The 17,442-nt window shown below is 64.0% G+C and carries 16 protein-coding genes; 7 read left to right on the forward strand and 9 right to left on the reverse strand.

Translation table 11 applies throughout. The features are described from left to right. Positions 1 to 38 precede the first annotated feature (38 nt). Positions 39 to 797, forward strand: a complete 759-nt coding sequence (locus BRC58_11445) for an ABC transporter (GenBank protein PSP15665.1) — start codon at positions 39 to 41, stop codon at positions 795 to 797. Continuing rightward, positions 794 to 1,597, forward strand: coding sequence for a hypothetical protein (locus BRC58_11450; GenBank protein ID PSP15652.1), 804 nt, complete (start codon positions 794 to 796; stop codon positions 1,595 to 1,597). Before BRC58_11445 ends, BRC58_11450 begins: the two co-directional genes overlap by 4 nt. Here the strand turns inward: BRC58_11450 and BRC58_11455 are convergent. Continuing rightward, the gene (locus BRC58_11455) at positions 1,594 to 2,271 is read right to left on the reverse strand and encodes a replication/maintenance protein (GenBank protein PSP15653.1); all 678 of its coding nucleotides are present in this window, start codon (positions 2,269 to 2,271) and stop codon (positions 1,594 to 1,596) included. The genes BRC58_11450 and BRC58_11455 overlap by 4 nt on opposite strands. Positions 2,272 to 2,625: 354 nt before the next feature. On the opposite strand from BRC58_11455, the gene BRC58_11460 reads away from it, so the two are divergent. Next, entirely contained in the window at positions 2,626 to 3,171 is a 546-nt protein-coding gene (locus tag BRC58_11460) for a hypothetical protein (GenBank protein PSP15654.1), read from the forward strand. Between the two features lie 4 nt (positions 3,172 to 3,175). Here the strand turns inward: BRC58_11460 and BRC58_11465 are convergent, their stop codons facing one another. From BRC58_11465 to BRC58_11475, 3 genes are all read right to left on the reverse strand, one after another. After that, positions 3,176 to 4,252: a hypothetical protein gene (locus BRC58_11465; protein ID PSP15655.1), complete on the reverse strand. Its 1,077-nt coding sequence runs from the start codon at positions 4,250 to 4,252 to the stop codon at positions 3,176 to 3,178. Between the two features lie 30 nt (positions 4,253 to 4,282). Beyond that, positions 4,283 to 5,221, reverse strand: a complete 939-nt coding sequence (locus BRC58_11470; GenBank protein PSP15666.1) for a LysR family transcriptional regulator — start codon at positions 5,219 to 5,221, stop codon at positions 4,283 to 4,285. Between the two features lie 101 nt (positions 5,222 to 5,322). Continuing rightward, positions 5,323 to 6,171: an arogenate dehydrogenase gene (locus BRC58_11475; GenBank protein PSP15656.1), complete on the reverse strand. Its 849-nt coding sequence runs from the start codon at positions 6,169 to 6,171 to the stop codon at positions 5,323 to 5,325. Positions 6,172 to 6,273: 102 nt separating this feature from the next. Here BRC58_11475 and BRC58_11480 point away from each other — a divergent pair, with 102 nt between their 5' ends. From BRC58_11480 to BRC58_11490, 3 genes are all read left to right on the forward strand, one after another. Then, positions 6,274 to 7,779 (forward strand): helicase, encoded by a 1,506-nt coding sequence (locus BRC58_11480; GenBank protein PSP15667.1) that lies wholly within the window; start codon positions 6,274 to 6,276, stop codon positions 7,777 to 7,779. Between the two features lie 107 nt (positions 7,780 to 7,886). Beyond that, on the forward strand, positions 7,887 to 8,105 hold the full coding sequence (locus BRC58_11485) for a hypothetical protein (protein ID PSP15657.1): 219 nt from the start codon (positions 7,887 to 7,889) through the stop codon (positions 8,103 to 8,105). A gap of 57 nt (positions 8,106 to 8,162) precedes the next feature. Beyond that, positions 8,163 to 10,727, forward strand: coding sequence for an alpha-glucan phosphorylase (locus tag BRC58_11490; GenBank protein PSP15658.1), 2,565 nt, complete (start codon positions 8,163 to 8,165; stop codon positions 10,725 to 10,727). 7 nt (positions 10,728 to 10,734) lie between these two features. Here BRC58_11490 and recN read toward each other — a convergent pair whose 3' ends face one another. After that, positions 10,735 to 12,456, reverse strand: a complete 1,722-nt coding sequence (recN, locus tag BRC58_11495; GenBank protein PSP15659.1) for a DNA repair protein RecN — start codon at positions 12,454 to 12,456, stop codon at positions 10,735 to 10,737. Between the two features lie 127 nt (positions 12,457 to 12,583). Between recN and BRC58_11500 the strand changes: the two genes are divergently transcribed. Continuing rightward, a complete protein-coding gene (locus tag BRC58_11500; GenBank protein ID PSP15660.1) occupies positions 12,584 to 14,566 on the forward strand; it encodes a hypothetical protein in 1,983 nt (660 codons plus the stop codon). Positions 14,567 to 14,577: 11 nt separating this feature from the next. On the opposite strand, the gene BRC58_11505 is transcribed toward BRC58_11500, so the two are convergent. The 4 genes from BRC58_11505 to BRC58_11520 form a co-directional block, all read right to left on the reverse strand. Beyond that, a complete protein-coding gene (locus BRC58_11505; protein ID PSP15668.1) occupies positions 14,578 to 14,736 on the reverse strand; it encodes a YqaE/Pmp3 family membrane protein in 159 nt (52 codons plus the stop codon). Positions 14,737 to 14,848: 112 nt separating this feature from the next. After that, a complete protein-coding gene (locus BRC58_11510; GenBank protein PSP15661.1) occupies positions 14,849 to 16,093 on the reverse strand; it encodes a two-component sensor histidine kinase in 1,245 nt (414 codons plus the stop codon). A gap of 79 nt (positions 16,094 to 16,172) precedes the next feature. After that, positions 16,173 to 16,859, reverse strand: a complete 687-nt coding sequence (locus tag BRC58_11515; protein ID PSP15662.1) for a DNA-binding response regulator — start codon at positions 16,857 to 16,859, stop codon at positions 16,173 to 16,175. Between the two features lie 284 nt (positions 16,860 to 17,143). Then, the gene (locus tag BRC58_11520; protein ID PSP15663.1) at positions 17,144 to 17,395 is read right to left on the reverse strand and encodes a hypothetical protein; all 252 of its coding nucleotides are present in this window, start codon (positions 17,393 to 17,395) and stop codon (positions 17,144 to 17,146) included. Positions 17,396 to 17,442: the final 47 nt, after the last annotated feature.

A 17,442-nucleotide genomic window follows, 5' to 3' on the forward strand; every position in this document is an offset into this window, starting at 1 on the left:
GGGGAGTGCCGATTGTGGCAACGCGCGAATCGCCTGCAATCGCGATCCGGGACCTGTGGGTGTACCGCGGGCGCGATTGCGTTCTGGAGGACATTAACCTCACCGTGCCGCCGGGCGATTTTTTGGGCCTGATCGGGCCCAACGGCGGCGGCAAAACGACGCTATTCCAGGTCCTGCTGGGATTGCTCTCGCCGCAGCAGGGGGAGGTGCGCCTGTTGGGGCAAGCCGTCTCCACCGGGCGGCGCCGCGTGGGCTACGTCCCGCAAGCCGTCGGCAGCCACCGCGACTTTCCCATTAGCGTCTGGGAGGTCGTGGGCATGGGCCGCTTGAGCCCGCACGCGCTGCTGCGCCGCCGCAGCGTGCAAGACGAGCGCCAAATCGAGCAAGCGCTGCGGCATCTGGAGCTGTGGCAGCACCGCCACTGCTCCATCGGCCGGCTCTCGGCGGGCCAGCAGCAGCGTACCTATCTAGCGCGCGCGCTGGCCTGCAACCCGCAAATTTTGCTGCTGGATGAGCCGGCCGCCAGCATTGACAGCCAAGCCAGCACCAACATTTACGCGCTGCTGCAGCGCTGGAGCGAGGGCATCACGGTGGTGATGGCCTCCCACGACATTGGCGTGCTGGCCAGCTACGTCAAAACCGTGGGCTGCCTGAACCGGCGCCTGATCCACCACGGCAGCGGCCCGCTCCCGCACGCGGCCCTGGAGCAGGCGTACCAGTGTCCCATCGAGGCGATCGCGCACGGCGTGCCCCACCGGGTCTTTCCCCAACATTCAGCCGATGAGGCTAGCTCATGAGCGAGCTGCTGCTGGAGGCAGTCGGGCGCAACGCCCTTGCGGCCGGACTCCTGGCAAGCGTTGCCTGCGGCATTGTGGGCGCCTATGTTGTGATCAACCGCATTGTCTTTGTCAGCGCTGGCATCGCGCACGCCGCCTACGGCGGCATTGGCTTGGGGGCCTGGCTGCAGTTCGACCCCGTGCTGGGCGGGGTGGGCTTTGGCATTCTGGCGGCCTTGGCCATGGGCACCGTGCAGCGCCAAACTGCCCAGCCCCCGGATGCGCTCATCAGTGCCATGTGGGCTGTGGGCATGGCCCTCGGGTTGGTGTTTTTGGAGCTCAGCGGCAGCGAGCCGGTGGCGCTGCAGGTCTATCTGTTCGGCGATATTGCCAGCATCGAGGCCGCCGATTTGGGTTGGCTGCTGGGGCTCGACGTTGCCCTATTGGGGCTAGCGATTCCGCTGTACCCGGCCATCGTGGCGATCTCGTTCGATCCTGCCTTTGCCACAGTGCGCAACGTTCCCGTGGGCGCCATTTACTTGGGAACCCTAGGTGCTGTCGCCGCAACCACTATGGCGCTGGTGAAGCTAGTCGGGCTGATTCTGGCAATTGCGCTGCTGACGTTACCGGCGGCGATCGCCGGCCAGTGGGCCCGCGATCTCAAAGCCATGATGGCGCTAGCAACTGCCATTAGCGCGCTTGCCTGTAGTGCGGGTTTGGGCGTCGCTCATGCCCTCAACTTCAGCTCTGGGGCGACCATCGTTCTGGCAGCCGGACTGGCCTATGCAGCCAGCCTGGGCCTGCGCGCGCAGCGGGATTAGCCCGCCTGCCCCAACGCCGGCAGGCAAATCGTGCTCTCACCCTGGATGACGATTTGGCCCTGCTGCCGAAGCCTGCCCATCAAGCGCGTGACGGTCACACGCGTTGAGCCGATGGCGCTGCCAATTTGCGCGTGGGTCAGCGGAAAGGGCAGGCAGTAACCGCATTCGGTGGGCTCGCCGTGCTCCTCCACCAGCAGCGTCAGAAAGCCCAGCAAGCGATCGGTGGTTTGCCGCTGGCCCAGCACGCTCAACCAGATCAGCTTGCGCTGGTGTTGGTACCGAAACGCCTCCAAAACCTCGCGCCGGAAGTGGGGCCAGTTGTCCAGATCGGCCCAATACATCCAAATGACCGAGGTGCGCTCCAGATGCGCGTAAGCCTGGAGCGAAAACGGCGACTGCGCCACAATCTCAAAGGGTTGGCCGGCGCCGACAAACCCCAGGAAGGCCTCGTCGGCAGCAGCCGGTGCCTGCGGCGAGGGAGTAGCCCCTGTTTGGGCTACCCCCACCAGGCGAACGGCACCGCGCTGCACCAAATACAGCAGTCCCGGCCGCGTCGGGATGCGCTCGTCTTTGCCAAACGTCCGTTCCCGGTAGTGTTCGCAAGCCCAGTCGAGGATGCGCTGCCAGGTCAAAAACGGTCGGGCGGTTTCGGGCGAGTGGGCAAACGCGGGCATGGTTCCATCGGGGGCGATGGCAACGCTCCAGGGCAGCCTAGACAGGCGCGGCGATAGGGGAGCGGGGTGACGGACCTATCGCTACAAGCATGGCTCCGGCGAGAAATCAGAACTGTCCTGCGGCAACGTTTCCTCGCAGAGGCGGACGCGTTACGTGGCGTACCGCACGATGCGGAAAGCTCGGACGTTTTGCCATCGCCCGAGCGGGTGCCGTTGCAGTTGTCCACTGATTCTACTGCAATTTGGTATCGCTGCGCGATCACGCTGGCCCTGGCGCGCGGGGCCCCGGAGCGCAGCCGTCCCCTGGCAACGGCGCTAGCAGGCACACTCGCCGCCCGCCTGCACCCTCTAGGCATGGGCTGTCGCATGGAAGACCCAGGGTGGCTCGATTGTTACCTAGGCGACCGAGCGCTGGCCCGCTGGTTGCAGCGCGCGCTCGATGCCGGCCCGCCTGCGGATGCCAGTTCCCATGGCAGTGCTACTGCTGGGACCTTCGCGCTGCAATACGCCCACGCGCGGTGTCGCTCGCTGCTGCAGCTGGGCCACCGCCAAGGAACGATCCGGCTGGGAGCGGCCGGGCAATGGCTGGCCCCTCAGCCGGTGCCGTGGCGGAGTGCGGGGGCCTTGCAGCTGTGCCACCCCAGCGAGCGGGCCGCCATTGCCGCTGCCATCGCAACGGCGGACGGCGAGGCAGGAGCTCGCCCGGATTGGGCGCGTTGCGGTCGCCAGTTGGGCGAAGCGCTGCTAGCCCTGCATCGGGACTGCCGCATCTGGGGCAATGTGGCGCAGCAGCAGCCCCAACTGGCCCAAGCCCGCCTGGGGCTAGTCGCCATTGGGCGATCGCTGCTGGCGCGCCTTCTGCAACGGGGCCTCGGGACTGGTACCTTGCCCGGGCTCTGAGGCGCTAGCCGTTTTGAGGCACTAGGGAGCGATCGCGGGCAGCCCGCGCCACCTCGCGCGCTTGCGCTGCCACCTCGCCGCGGGCGAGCAGTTGCTCGGCGCGCGTCAAGCCGCTTGCCAAGTCGGCGCAGGCGCCGCAGTACCACAGATAAAATCCGCCGTTCCAAATGGCGGCCGGCATGAGGTCGCTTGATCGCCCGTGCAGGACGGCGCGCAGCTCGCCAAACAGTTGTGCTTTCGATTGGAGCGCAAGGTCGGTGCCGCCCAAACTGTAGTCTTGAGGGCGCAGGTGCAATCGTTCCCAGCCCTGCTCAGTACCCGGGCACGGCAGGCCGATAATGGCCGTCCGATTGCGCGCCAGGTCGCAGCTGCCCTCCAGGCCTTTAACCGTGGCCAGATCCATCACGCCGCGCAGGGCAAGGGCCTGGCGCAACAGGGGCTCGGTGGGTGGGTGAACGAATCCCGCCACCGCGCGCGCGCTACCGCTGTAGGGCAGCCAGATCAGCTCGGCGGTTGCCACAGGCGGCCGCTTGCCGATTTGGTCCCGGTAAGGAATCAGGGCGTGGGCGGCCGGGAAGTGCGCCGGCAGATAGACAAAGCCCAGCCCCGTGCGGGCCCAGATCTGCTGGCTGCGCGCGAGCGATAGGCCCGCGATCGCCAGTCCCAGGGCCTGCCACAGCTCGCTCAGCGGCACGCCGTATTTGGTGGGCGTAACATCGCCACCGTGGGTGATGGCGGGCACCCCAGCCGCGGCCAGCAGCAAGGCCGTAATGGGCGTCACGGGCACCGTTCGGGCGCGACCGTCGTGCGGGATACCCAAAACAATCGGAGCAGGCGCTGCCGACGACGGGGGCGCTAGCTTGGGCCCCAGCTCGTCGTAGGCATCCAGCATGCCGGCTAGCTCCTCGGGCGTGGGCCGCTTGATGCGGTGCGCGATAAAAAAAGCGCCGATTTGCGCCGGCGTGGCTGCCTGCTGCAGCATCAACCGCATGGCGGTGGCGGCGTCACTGCGGCTCAGATCCCCGCCGGTCTGGCTGCCGCTGCCGATAGTTTGCAGTAAGGCCCGAAAGCGGTCGCTCATGGCAGTCGCTCCTTGCTCGCTGGCAGCGGCTCAAGCGCTGCCGTCCGAGGCACTGGGTCGATCCGGCTGCTGGGTGCACGCGCTGGTAAAGTGGCTGACGGGCGGAATTTGCAGCCGATCGCGCGTTGTAGCCAACACCACTTGACGCGTCAGCGTCCGTTCGGCACCGGCCTCGGCGCCAGCTGCAATCGGCCGGATGGCGAGGCTGGGATCGTTGCGCGCCTCCACCAAAGCCCCGCGCGGCAGCAGCGAAATCAGCTCGCCCTGGCGCACCACTCCGCGAAAGGCATCCAGGGTGTTAAGTTCCATTGCCGTTTGCAGCGTAGCATCCCGGCGCGTGAACCAGGCCTGCACCAAGCGCTGCATGCCGTACCCCTCTTTAAACGCCGCGTGCGGGTAGCGAGCCAGCTCGGGCCACGACAGCTGCTCGTACTGGGCCAGCGGATGCTCGGCGGCCATCAGTACCTCGATGGGCTCGTCGTAGAGCGGCTCCACCACCATCTCGGGGGAAGCCGCCAAAAACGAGTCGTTCATGACAATGGCCACATCGACAAACCCGTCCCGCAGCACCTTGAGGGCGCGATCGCTGCCCAGGGCCGTCACCCGCAGCTGCACCTCCGGGTGCTGGCGGCAAAAATCCTGCAGGATGGGCGGCAGGTAGTAAGCGCAGACCGAGTGGATCGCTGCAATGCAGAGCTCGGGCTGCTTGCCCGCTAGCAGATCGCTCAGCTCGCGATCAACGGCTTGCCACTCCTGATACATCCGGCGCGCGCGCGGCAGAAAGCGCTCGCCGCCCAGCGTCAGCTTGGGATGCGAGCTGCGGTGCAGCAACGGCAGCCCCAAATCCGATTCCAGGGCCTGAATTTGGCGGCTGATCGTCGACTGCGTTTTGCCGCACTGGCGCGCGGCCCGGCCGAAATTTTCGGTCTCGACGACCGCCAAAAACGCCTGCAACTGCTCGATGCGCACGATCTGCCCTGCCACAATGCTGCTTGTGGCCCCACAAGCTAGCGGATTGCAGCGCGTCGGATCGTAAGGCTCGCTACAGCTGAGGCAATTGGCGTGGGGCGCTACCCACCGCGCGAGTCGAACGCCGAGCCGATAGCCTGGGCCGACTGGAGCCAACGCTCCAGCGCCTGCCACTCTTCGCGCTCGATGCAGGCAATGAGCGCATCCAAGCTGCGCCGGTACTGCTGTAGCGAGGCCAACAGCGCCTGCCGGTTGTAGCGCGCCATCATGACGCCCAACTCGGGATTGCCGGCCCCAACGCGGCTGGTATCGCGAAAGCCTGAGCTAGCAAGGGTTTGCGCCAAGGGCTGCACGGTGGCATCGCGCTCGCTGGCACAGGCCTGGAGCAGCGCGGCGCTCACCATGACAGGGAGGTGCGAGATCCAGGCGACAGCGCGATCGTGGGCTTGCGGCGAGCAGTGCAAGACTTGGCTCCCCAGCGATTCGGCGAGGGCGGCCACCTGGCGGCAGCTGGCTGGCGGAGTCGATTCGGTGGGCGTGAGCGCGTAGGGCGCACCGGCAAACAGCCCGGCCCGAGCTGCGGCCAAGCCACTCTCGGCCGTCCCAGCCATGGGATGCCCGCCGACAAAGTTGGGCCACAGCGGGGCAACCGCCTCCAGGATGGCGGCTTTGACCGAGCCCACATCCGTCACGATGGTGCTGGGCTCGAGGTGCGGTGCCAAAGCCGCCACAGTGGGCGCGAGCGCGGCAAGGGGGGTACAGACAAACACCAACTCGGCCGCCGCCAGCGCCGACAGGTCGGTGCTGGCGCGATCGGCGGCGCCACAAGCCAGCGCGTGCTGGCAGGTTGCCGCCTGGCGCGACGCGCCCAGGACCCAGTGCCCCTTGGCGCGCAGATCCAACCCCAGCGAGCCGCCTACCGCACCCAACCCCACAATGCCCACGTTCATGGCCTGGATTGCTACTCGCGGCAACCCATCCACCCTACTACAGCCGCCGCTTGGCATAATGTGGGCGTTTCCTTGGCGCGATCCCCAGCAACGGGAGTCGATTTGGGGGCGTTCGAAGCCCAAGCCCACGCGCTGCTGCGCCGCGTGCTGCGCGCCCGAGCGTCCGAGAGCTGGCCCCACCACCTCACGATGGCCCGCTTGGTCGCACGGGCGCTGCGCTCGGGCCGCCCTGCTGCCGTTCAGGCTGGCAGTGCCACGGCGCAGTACCGAATCGGCTACCTCGTTCCTGCACTCCTGTGGCCGGGTCCGATCGCGCTGGTAGCACCCGCCTCCATCCGGGAGCAGCTGCTACGGCACGAGATCCCGGCCTTGCAACAGTGGCTGGATGCCCCCAAGCCGGTTCTAACGGAGCGGCCGGCGCGCTCGCCAACCGAGGAAGTGCTGTTGCGCTCGCCCTTGAGCTGGCTCGCCGAGTGCTTGAGCGGCGAGCGAGCTGCCATGCCAGTCATTGTGGATGGCGCCGAGGATCTAGAGCGCTGGGCTCGCCAGCAGCTGCGCGCCGGCATTCGCCCGGCCGATTGGGAGGCCCTGGTGCGCGCCTACCCCAACCGGGCGGAGCTCATTCGGGCAACGCAGGCCCAAATCGAGCGAGCGTTGGCGCGCCAAGCTCCCCGCCCCAGTGGCGCTCGTTTTGTCGCCCCCCCAGAGCAGGCGCAACTGCAGGCCCTTCTGCAAGAACTCGCGTCGCCAGTCTCGGCCATTGTCCAGCCGGCTTTCCGGCAGTTCGGGCAGCAATGGCAGGCCAGCGGCGAGCTGCTTTGGGCCCAGCCCGAGGGCGAGGCGTTCGCGCTCTACTGCGAGCCGGGCTCGGTGGCCCCCACCCTCAGCACCATCTGGCAGCAGCAGCCGTTTGCCCTCATCGGGCGCTACCTCGACTGCGATCGCAATGCCGCCAACTACCGCCAGCAGCTGGGCCTGGGCGAGCTCACCTGCGTTCAGTTTGCGCCGCAGCGCCAGAGCGAGCTGCTCCAGCTCTACTGCCCGCCCCGCCTACCCCGACCCAACCAACCGGCATTTGCCGACTGCCTGCTGCAGGAGTTGCGCTACCTGGTGCCGCTCGGCGATCGCAGCAGCGGTCCCACCGTTGTTTTGATCGGTGATACGCCCTTGCGCGCGCAGATTGGGACCCAGCTTGCCGCCGAGTTCGGTTCGCGGGTCCGCGTCGATAAAACCGGCGAACCGCCTCAAGGCAGCAGCATTTTAGTCGGCGATTGGGCTTGGTGGCGATCGCAGCGGGAGCGCGTGCCGCCGCCCATGCTAGCGATCGCGACGCTACCGCTGCCCTCACTGGAGGACCCGCGCGCGGCCGCGCCTGTCGCCTACTACAAGCGCCACCGGCAAGACTGGTTCCGCGGCTATCTGCTCCCCAATGCCCTGCGCGAGCTCCAGCAAGGCGTCATGCCCGTGCGGCAGGCGCAAGGGGCGGTCGCCTTGCTCGACAGTCGCGCGCAGCATCGCAGCTACGGCCGCGGCGTGCTGGCTGCCCTGGAGCCCTGCGCCTCGGTGAGCTACATTGATGCGCTGGCGCTGGCGAGCGCAGGTTCTTGAGTAACAATTCGCGCGCACGTGCGCTTGCTAGGCTTGTTTGCCTGCGCGCGCCCCGTCCGGATCGGGAGCGCTAGGATTGAGCCGCCATCGTGCCATCCGGAATAGCCATGGGAGAAGCCAAGCGCCGCAAGGCCACCTTAGGCGATCGCTACGGCCAGCAGTCTGAGGAACGCGTTCCTGTTTTGGGGATTAGCAAGGATACGGCGCGCCAGTTTGTCAAATGGAGCACGCGGGGAGCCTGGATCGGCATTGGGTTGCTGCTGATCTTTTGGCTGACCGTTCGCTTCATTGGCCCGGCCCTGGGCTGGTGGCAGCTCAACGCCTGACGCTGCAGCCGGCCTTAGCCCCATCTCCTGAGTCACTGCCCAGCGATGGAGTGATCCATGAAGCCCATCCGCACGTTTAACGTTTCGCCCGATTTGCCCCCCAAGCTCGAGCCGCTGCGCAAGTTGGCCTACAACTTGCACTGGGATTGGAACGTGGAGACCAAGGACCTGTTCCGGCGTTTGGACCGCGATTTGTGGGAGGCCAGCGACCACAATCCGGTCCGCATGTTGGGCTCCATCGGGCAAGCGCGGCTGGCAGAAGTGGCCACCGATGAGGGCTTTATTGCCCAAATGGAGCGCGCGCTCGAGCAGCTCGAGCGTTACCTAAGCGAGCGCAGCTGGTACGCCAAGCACCGCGGCCGCGATGGGCAAGAGTGCTACGCCTATTTTTGCGCCGAGTACGGCCTGACAAAATGCCTGCCGCTGTATTCAGGGGGATTGGGCGTGCTGGCCGGCGAGCACCTCAAATCGGCTAGCGATTTGGGGCTACCCCTAGTGGCGATGGGATTGCTCTATCAGGAAGGCTATTTCTCCCAATACTTGAACGCTGACGGGTGGCAGCAAGAGAGCTACATCGTCAACGATTTCAGCAAATTGCCGCTGCACCTAGAGCGCCAGGCTGACGGCTCGGAGCTGCGCATCCAGGTTGACTATCCGGGGCGCGCCGTGCAAGCGCGCATCTGGCGCGCTGATGTTGGCACGGTTCCGCTCTATCTGCTCGATACCAACATCGAACCCAACACCCCCTACGACCACGACATCACCGATCGCCTCTACGGCGGCGATCTGGACATGCGCATCCACCAGGAGCTAATGCTGGGCGTCGGCGGCATTCGGGCGCTCCACGCCTTGGGCTACACCCCCACCAGCTATCACCTCAACGAAGGGCACAGCGCCTTTTTGACCCTAGAGCGCATCCGCATGCTCATCCAGCAGTCGGGGCTCGATTTTGCCGCGGCCAAGCAGGTGGTGCAGTCGAGCCAGATGTTTACTACCCACACGCCCGTCTCGGCCGGCTTCGACATGTTCGACCCTGACCAGACCATGTACTATCTGGGCGAATACGCCGATATTTTCGGGCTCTCGCGCGAGGAATTTCTGGCCCTGGGGCGCGAGAACACCGGCGATCTGGCCTCGCCGTTCAGCATGGCCGCACTTGCGCTCAAAACCTCCAGCTTTATCAACGGCGTCAGCAAGCTGCACGGGCAAGTCTCGCGGGAGATGTTCCGCAACTTGTGGCCTGGGGTGCCGGTGGAGGAAGTCCCCATTGCCGATGTCAGCAATGGGGTTCACGCCCGCAGCGTGGTCGCCGAGTCCACCCAGGAGCTCTACGATCGCTACCTGGGCCCCAACTGGGCCGAGAAGGGCACCGACGACCCGCTCTGGGCTAAAGTCGACGCCATTCCCGATGACGAGCTGTGGCGCAACCACGAGATCTGCCGCTCGCAGCTGGTGGTGCTAGCGCGCGAGTGGCTGGTTGCCAAGCTCCAGGCGCGCAGCGCCACCCAGGCCGAGATCGACAAGGCCCGGGAAGTGCTGGATCCCGACGTGCTGACTGTTGGCTTTGCCCGCCGCTTTGCCACCTACAAGCGCGCCGCGCTGTTCCTGCACGACCTCGAGCGCATCGAGCGCATCATCAAAGGCAACCCGGACCGCCAGGTGCAGTTTTTGATCGCCGGCAAAGCCCATCCCAAAGACATGCCGGGCAAGGAGCTGATTCGCAGCATCGTGCACGTGGCCCGCGAGCGCGGCTTGCAAGACCATATCGTGTTCCTGCCCGATTACGACATCAAACTGGCGCGTGCCATGGTCGCCGGCTGCGACGTTTGGCTCAACACGCCGCGCCGGCCGCGGGAGGCCTCCGGCACCTCGGGCATGAAGGCTGCCCTCAACGGCGTCCCCAACTTGAGCATTCTGGATGGCTGGTGGGATGAGGCCGACTACGTTAGTACCGGATGGCCCATCGGCCAGGGCGAGATCTACGACGATACCGAGTACCAGGACGAAGTTGAGGCCAATACCCTCTACGACTTGCTGGAGCAAGAAATCGTCCCGCTGTTCTACGAACGCGATCGCGATGGCGTGCCGCGTGGCTGGGTGCGCAAGATGAAAAACGCCATCCGCAAAAACACGCCCCAGTTCAACACGGCGCGCATGGTCCGCGACTACGCCTTGCGCGGGTATTTCCCCACCAGCGATCGCTGCTTCGCCATGCAGGCAGATGGCTATCAGCCCGCCAAGGAACTGGCGCGCTGGAAGCAGGCGCTATTCGAGCGCTGGTACAACATCAAAATTCGCTCGGTCGATGTCTCAGCCCCGAGCGAGCTAACGGTCAACGAATCGGTCAGCGTCAAAGCCCAAATTGATCTGGCTGGAGTGCAGCCGGACGATGTCAGCGTCGAGCTCTATCAGGGCTCGGTCGATACCGAGGGCCACATCGTCAACGGCACGGCCCTGCCCATGCAGCATCAAGGAACGGACCAGCAGGGGTGCGCCGTGTATACGGCTGAGTTTGCCTACCAGAGCAGCGGGTTGCAGGGGCTGTCGCTGCGCATCTTGCCCCACCACCGCAACCTGGCCAACCCGCACGAGCTGGGCCTGATCCTGACGGCCCAGGAGTAGGCAGCCGTTACTCGCGGCGATGGGCGGCCTGCTCCAGCAGCGAGCGCGCAAAGGCCATGGCTTCTTGCGCCGAGCGGCCGCCGGCAAGTTGGGCCAGTTCCTCGCAGCGCCCGTCAGGCTGCTGCAGGGGCGTCACGCGCACTGCCGTCCGGGCGCCATCGCCGCCATCCGCTGCCTCTGTCACGTGCTTGTCGACCCGGAAATGCCAGTCCGCCATAGCCGCTACCAGCGGCTGGTGGGTGACGCACAGCACTTGGTGCCGCTGCCCCAGCTGGTGCAGCTTGTCGGCGATCGCGCTGGCCACGCGCCCCGAGACCCCCGTATCGATCTCGTCGAATACCAGCGTCCCGGCCTGAACGGCCGCATGGGAAAAGCAAGCCTTGAGCGCCAGCAAAAACCGGTTCATCTCGCCGCCGGAGGCTGTCTCGGCCAGCGGTTGCAGCGGCTCGCCGGGGTTGGGGCTAAAGGCAAAGGTGACGCGATCGGCGCCGCTGGCACTGGGTTCGGCCGCTTCCACCCAGCAGCGGAACCGGACCTTGTCCATTGCCAGGGGCTCGAGCTCGCGCACCAGCTGGGCTTCGAGCTGGTGCGCGGCCGCTTGGCGCTGTTGGCTGAGCTCGCGGCAGGCCGATTGCAGGGCAGCATGGCGCTCCGCAACGGCTTGCTCTAACTCGGCCAGCGACTGGCCCGAGGCAGTCAGCTCGTCCAGCTCGGCTTGCAAGTTGCGGGCGCGCTCGATGGCTTCGGCCAGGGTGGGGCCGTACTTGCGGCAAATCTGCTTGAGGGTGCGAATGCGCGCCTCGATCTGGTTCAAGCGCTCGGGATCGGTCTCGAGGGTCTCGGTGTAAGCGCCGATCTGGCGGCCGGCCTCCACCGCTTGGTTGAGCGCGCCTCGCACCATCTCCAGCACGGGCTCAATCTGGGCATCATACTGGGCCATGGCGCTCAGCTGCGACTCGGCCTCACCGAGCAAGTCGGTGCCGGTGGGATCGCCGCTGTCGCTTTGGTACAAGGCTTGGTAAGCGCGATACCCCAACTGCTGCAGCTCGACGGCGTGGGCGAGGCGCTCGCGATCGCGCTCCAGCTGCTCCAGTTCCGCCGGATCGCTCAGCGCCGCCTCGGCCAACTCGCGGCACTGCTGCTGCAACCAATCAATGCGCTGCTGGCGCTGCTGCTGGGATTGCTGCCGCTGCGCCCAGGCTTGGTAGGCGTGGCGGTAGTCCTGATAAGCCGAAGCAACGGTGGCTTTCTGTTGCTGCAGCGCGGCATCGCCATAGCCATCGAGCAGCGTCCGCTGCGCTGCCTCGCTCGCCAGCTGCGTCGTTTGCCCCTGCGCTGTAACATCGAGTAGCTTCGGGCGCAACTGGACCACCAATTGGCGGTTGACGGCTGCGCCGTTGATGCGCGCGCGCGATCGCAGCCCGTTGCGTCCCAGCGTGAGCTCGCGGCGGCAGCAGATGTTGCCCCCCTCGAGCAGGGCAATGCCCTGCTGTTGCAACCTAGCCTCGGCAGCTGGGGTGGCTTGGAACGTTGCTTCGATGCTCGCCCGCTTGCATCCCGCACGCAGCAAACCGCTGGTTAGTTTGCCACCCAGGGCGGCATCCAGGGCATCCAAGACGATTGATTTGCCAGCTCCCGTCTCGCCGGTCAGGACGTTGAGACCGGGCCCAAACGCCAGCTCCAGCTCGTCAATGAGGGCAAAGTTGTGAATCCGCAGGGACAGCAGCATGGCATTCGCTCGGGCCGTTGCCTGCCACCTGTAAAGCGGCGCGATGCGCGGCTCGCGCGCTCGGCTCTGGCAGCGCCCGGTACTGTTACAATCTTTAACATCATTGCCGCTGTCGGCCCCGGACATTATGACGCACAACACGGCGACCGCAGCCGACCAGGCACGCAACGGCCAATCCCAATCGGCCCTGCCCGAACCTTCGGCAGCTGAGGCGCCGGAATTCCACTACGGCTGGTCACGCACGCCCTCAAGCGAGCAGTGGCGCTACGACCCCGAGGCCATCAACGCGCGCTTTCAAGGGCAGCCGCTGCAAGTCCTGGGACGCATTGTCGGCGTGCTGCTACCAGCAAGCGCCTTTGGGGCCAAGTTGCTCTGGGACAAGCTGCGCGGCCGCTCAGTGCGCAACGAGCAACGCCGCGCCATCCAGCTGCGGGAGTTGCTGACCAACTTGGGACCCACCTACATCAAAATCGGCCAAGCGCTCTCCACGCGCCCAGATTTGGCCCCGCCCACTTATTTGGACGAGCTGGCGCAGCTGCAGGATCAGCTGTCGCCCTTTGCCAATGAGGTGGCGTTTCAGTTCATCGAAGAGGAGCTGGGCGCACCGCCGCAGCAGATTTACGCCGAGCTCTCGCCCGATCCGGTTGCTGCGGCCTCGCTAGGGCAGGTATATCGGGGCAAGCTCAAAACCGGCGAACCCGTTGCCGTCAAAGTCCAGCGCCCGGACCTGCACCGGCGGATCGCGCTCGATATCTACATCCTGCGCAAGCTGGCGTTCTGGGTCAAAGACAACGTCAAGCGAGTTCGCAGCGATCTGGTGGCCATTCTGGATGAGTTTGCCGGCCGCATCTTCGAGGAGATGAACTACCTCCACGAAGGCGAAAACGCCGAGCGGTTCGCGCAGCTCTACGGCCACCTCCCCGACATCTACGTGCCCGCCATCTACTGGGAGTACACCGGGCGGCGCGTGCTGACCATGGAGTGGGTGATCGGCACCAAACTCACCGATCCGCAAGCGATCCAGGCGCAAGGCATCGAGGCCACACATCTGGTCGAGGTGGGGGTGGAGTGCTCGCTGCGTCAGCTGCTGGAGTACGGCTTTTTCCACGCCGACCCGCACCCCGGCAACCTGCTGGCCACCCCCGAGGGCAACCTGGCGTATTTGGACTTTGGCATGATGAGCCAGGTCAAGCCCGAGCAGCGCTACGGCCTAATTGAGGCGGTGGTGCATCTGGTCAATCGGGACTTTGAATCCCTGGCCCAAGACTATGTCAATCTGGAGTTCCTCTCGCCCGATACGGATCTAGAACCCATTATCCCCGCCTTGGAGAGCGTCTTTCGCGACGCGCTTGGGGCCTCGGTGAGCGAGCTTAACTTCAAAAGCATTACGGACAAAATGTCGGGGGTCATGTATGACTTTCCCTTTACTGTTCCCGCTTATTACGCGCTGATCATTCGCTCGCTGGTCACCCTGGAGGGAATCGCCATCGGCATCGATCCCAACTTTAAGGTGCTGAGCAAGGCGTATCCTTACGTTGCCAAGCGCCTGCTGACCGATCCTTCCCCCCGCTTGCGCACCTCGCTTCGGGATCTGCTGTTTAAAGAGGGGAGCTTTCGCTGGAACCGGCTGGAGAACTTGCTGCGCAACGCGCGCAACAGCCCGGATTACGACCTAAGCAGTGCACTGGATAAAGCAGTGGATTTTCTGTTCTCCGAGCGTGGCGCCTTCGTGCGCGAGCGGCTGGTGGATGAAATCGTCAACCTGCTCGATCGCTACGGCCAGCGCAGCTTTTACGACTTCTCCAGCTCGGTGGGCGAGCGCTTGGGGATGGCAACCACCCAGATGCCGCCTGAGTTGCAACAGGATGCCGAGCAGTTGGAGCGCATCCAGCGCATCTGGGAACTCCTGCAGGATACGCCGGGCTTTAACGCATTCCGGCTGCTCCCGGTTGTATCGAAAGTGCTGAGCCGGGCGGAAACCTACCAAATGGGCCAGCAAATTGCCAGCAACCTGTTCCAGCGCATGCTGGCGCGTACCATCCGCAGTACGTTGGTGCGCGATGGCGAGGGTGAGGAGCGTGTCTTGCCTGGTGCAAGCGCCGCCCGCTAGAGCCTAGCTGCCTACTTCCGGGCAATGACCCAGATGGCGTGGATCAACCCCGGAATGTAGCCCAACAGGGTTAGCAGGATGTTGATCCAAAAATCGAGGCCGATCCCGACCTGCAAAAAGACCCCTAGCGGCGGGATTAAAACGGAAAGGACAATGCGGATAACATCCAACATGGTTGCGATTGGGAACTCCCTAGTGCATTGTAAGCTGGCTGCCGGTATTGCTCCTATGGCGGTGCCCTGCTACCGCCCTGACTGGGTCATGCGCCCGTCGTTCCGGTAGCTAGCGTTCGGGAACGGCCGCACCGTCCGGAAGCCAGACGCGAAAGCAACTCCCAGCCCCCGGCTGAGATGACAGCTCGATGCGGCCGCCGTGGCGCTGCGCGATCGCCTGCGCAATGGCCAGGCCCAACCCAGTGCCGCGTTCGGAATGGGACCGGGCGTGATCGGCGCGCCAGAAGCGATTGAACACGAGCGCTTGGTGCTCGGTGGCAATGCCGCTGCCCGTATCGGTCACGCTAATGCGGTAGTGGCGCGATTGCCGAGTTAGGGCGAGTCGAACGGTCCCCCCACTTGGGGTGTGCTGGAGCGCATTGCGCAACAGATTGGCCACCAAGCGATGGAGCTGATGGGCATCGCCCAGCATGCGGCCCTCAGTCTCGGTGTCCCACTGCAGCTGGATGCCTTTTGCCTGAGCCCAGGGCTCGAACAGCTCCATCGCTTCCGAGAGCACGTCCGCCAGCTCAACTGGCTGCCAATCTGGTTGGGTTGCTCCGCCATTGGCAGCATCGGTACGCGCCAGGAAGAGCAAGTTCTCGACCAAGTCGCTCATCTGGTCCGTTGCGCTGGCGATCGCATCCAGCTTTTTGGCGTCTTTGGCCTGAAAGCGCTCGGGATGGTTGCGCATGACCTCAACTGAGGTCCCAATGGCGGCAATGGGACTGCGCAGCTCATGGGAAGCGTCAGCGGTAAACTGTCGCAATTGGGCCACATTCTGCTCGATGGGCTGCATGGATTTGCGCGTCAGCCACAAGCCCCCAACTGCCGATAGCCCCAAGGCCCCAACGCCGCCCAAGCCGAATCCCCAAAGCATCTCGCGCTGAGCCGCTTCAATTTCCTGTACGTCTTGGGAAGCGCGAATGTAGCCCTCTAAGACCGCGCGATCGCTGTTGGCACGGCTGCGAAAGACCGAGACCGTGTAGGTGCGAACGCGCTCGTTGGCGTTTTCCGAACGACGCAGGTGGGGACCGACTTTGGGGGAAGCCGCTACCGAAAGCTTGCCTTTGGCCGCCAGTCGGTTGCCCTGCTTGTCAAACCATTCCAGGCTTTGCTTGTTGCGATTGAAAATATCGCGCCAGGGCACCTCGTTCATGCGCTCGAGGTACTGACTGCCGCGCGCTTTGACCTTGGCGTGCGTGGGCGTTGCCGACTGCGCCAGCGTTCGCAGTTGTTGGTCGAGCTGGCGGTAGAGGCTGCGCGTCACGTAGCCGTAAACGCCTACGCTAAAAGCGCTCAAAATTAGTGCCATGACGCCCAGATAAGACAGCAGCAACCGCAGTCGCAGCTGCCGGAACTCACCCCGATTGAGGTGGGCGAATGGTTGGGCTTTAGGTGCTTCGCTCGATTGTTTTGAGCCGATACCCCAAACCATAAACGGTTTCGATTGGGTCGGATGGCACGCCGGCCGCTTTGAGCTTGCGCCGCAGTCCTTTGATGTGCGCCTTGACCGTTCCTTCTTCAGGCGGACCATCGACCGTCCAGAGGCGATCGAGAATTTGCGAGCGACTGAGCACTCGCCGACCGTTGCGCAGCAACAGCTCTAGCAGATTGTATTCTTTGGGGGTTAGCGATAGCGGCGTGTCGCCATAGCGAACGTCGCAGCTACTGGGATCGAGCTGAATGCCCTCCCATTCTAAAACTGGAGCTTGACCGGCGCTGCCGCGCCGCAATAGGGCTCGCATTCTTGCAGCTAGGGCTTGCAGCTCGAAGGGCTTAACAACATATTCATCGGCACCTGCATCCAAGCCAATGACCGTATCGGTTGTGGTGTCGCGCGCGGTCAGCATTAAGATAGGGGTCATGTTGCGCTGTGATCGCAGGCTTTGGCAGACCGTTATGCCATCGACCTCTGGCAGCATTATGTCTAAAACAATGAGATCGTAGGCATAGGTGCTAGCCAAACTCAGTCCTTGTTGGCCGTCATAGGCCAAATCGACTGTGTAGTACCGATCGGTAAAGTCTTCTTCAAGTGCTTCGCAAAGCCGTTCGTCATCCTCAATCAGCAAAACTTTCATAACCTGCGAGCCAACACTACACCACTAATAGCAAATGGCTCTTATAGCAAAAACACGTGGATAGTGAACAGATAAATGTGCTTATACTTGAGAGCTTCGATCCCCATTTCGAGAGGCTCCTGGAGTTTCAATCAACAAGCTAGTCCCGTTCACGTTTAGTCTACGACTACTATATCCTTGCGGTTAAATACACAGGATAACAAAATAAAGCAACATCAAAAGCTCGAGCGGCTTTTGATGTTGCCTATGAATTAGCGATCTAGGTTGGTCCTTAAATGGGAGAGCTACCGATTGGCGCTTAGTATGGCCCCCCATGTTTCTGGGCCAACAATTCCATCAACCTGAAGATCCCGGGCTTTTTGAAATTCCCGAACGGCCGATGCGGTTTGATCGCCGTACTGACCGTCAACGCTTCCGTCCAAATAACCGTTCGATTTGAGGAACGCTTGAACGTTTTTAACGGCCTCACCATTACTGCCATTCGTTATACCAATTTGAGCAGCAGATGCACGCTTGCCAAACAGCATGACTCCCATATTGAGGGAGTTCCAGAGATCGCAATCTAGTGCACAAGCCACGAGAA

It is taken from the genome of Cyanobacteria bacterium QS_8_64_29, assembly GCA_003022125.1.
GTDB lineage: Bacteria > Cyanobacteriota > Cyanobacteriia > Cyanobacteriales > Rubidibacteraceae > QS-8-64-29.

What these genes read in the sequence shown, in the direction of transcription:
- BRC58_11450 (PSP15652.1), top strand. Translation starts at nt 794, where the DNA reads ATGAGCGAGCTGCTGCTGGAGGCAGTCGGGCGCAACGCCCTTGCGGCC.
- BRC58_11455 (PSP15653.1), bottom strand. Translation starts at nt 2,271, where the DNA reads ATGCCCGCGTTTGCCCACTCGCCCGAAACCGCCCGACCGTTTTTGACC.
- BRC58_11460 (PSP15654.1), top strand. Translation starts at nt 2,626, where the DNA reads ATGGGCTGTCGCATGGAAGACCCAGGGTGGCTCGATTGTTACCTAGGC.
- BRC58_11465 (PSP15655.1), bottom strand. Translation starts at nt 4,252, where the DNA reads ATGAGCGACCGCTTTCGGGCCTTACTGCAAACTATCGGCAGCGGCAGC.
- BRC58_11475 (PSP15656.1), bottom strand. Translation starts at nt 6,171, where the DNA reads ATGAACGTGGGCATTGTGGGGTTGGGTGCGGTAGGCGGCTCGCTGGGG.
- BRC58_11485 (PSP15657.1), top strand. Translation starts at nt 7,887, where the DNA reads ATGGGAGAAGCCAAGCGCCGCAAGGCCACCTTAGGCGATCGCTACGGC.
- BRC58_11490 (PSP15658.1), top strand. Translation starts at nt 8,163, where the DNA reads ATGAAGCCCATCCGCACGTTTAACGTTTCGCCCGATTTGCCCCCCAAG.
- recN (PSP15659.1), bottom strand. Translation starts at nt 12,456, where the DNA reads ATGCTGCTGTCCCTGCGGATTCACAACTTTGCCCTCATTGACGAGCTG.
- BRC58_11500 (PSP15660.1), top strand. Translation starts at nt 12,584, where the DNA reads ATGACGCACAACACGGCGACCGCAGCCGACCAGGCACGCAACGGCCAA.
- BRC58_11510 (PSP15661.1), bottom strand. Translation starts at nt 16,093, where the DNA reads ATGGCACTAATTTTGAGCGCTTTTAGCGTAGGCGTTTACGGCTACGTG.
- BRC58_11515 (PSP15662.1), bottom strand. Translation starts at nt 16,859, where the DNA reads ATGAAAGTTTTGCTGATTGAGGATGACGAACGGCTTTGCGAAGCACTT.
- BRC58_11520 (PSP15663.1), bottom strand. Translation starts at nt 17,395, where the DNA reads ATGGGAGTCATGCTGTTTGGCAAGCGTGCATCTGCTGCTCAAATTGGT.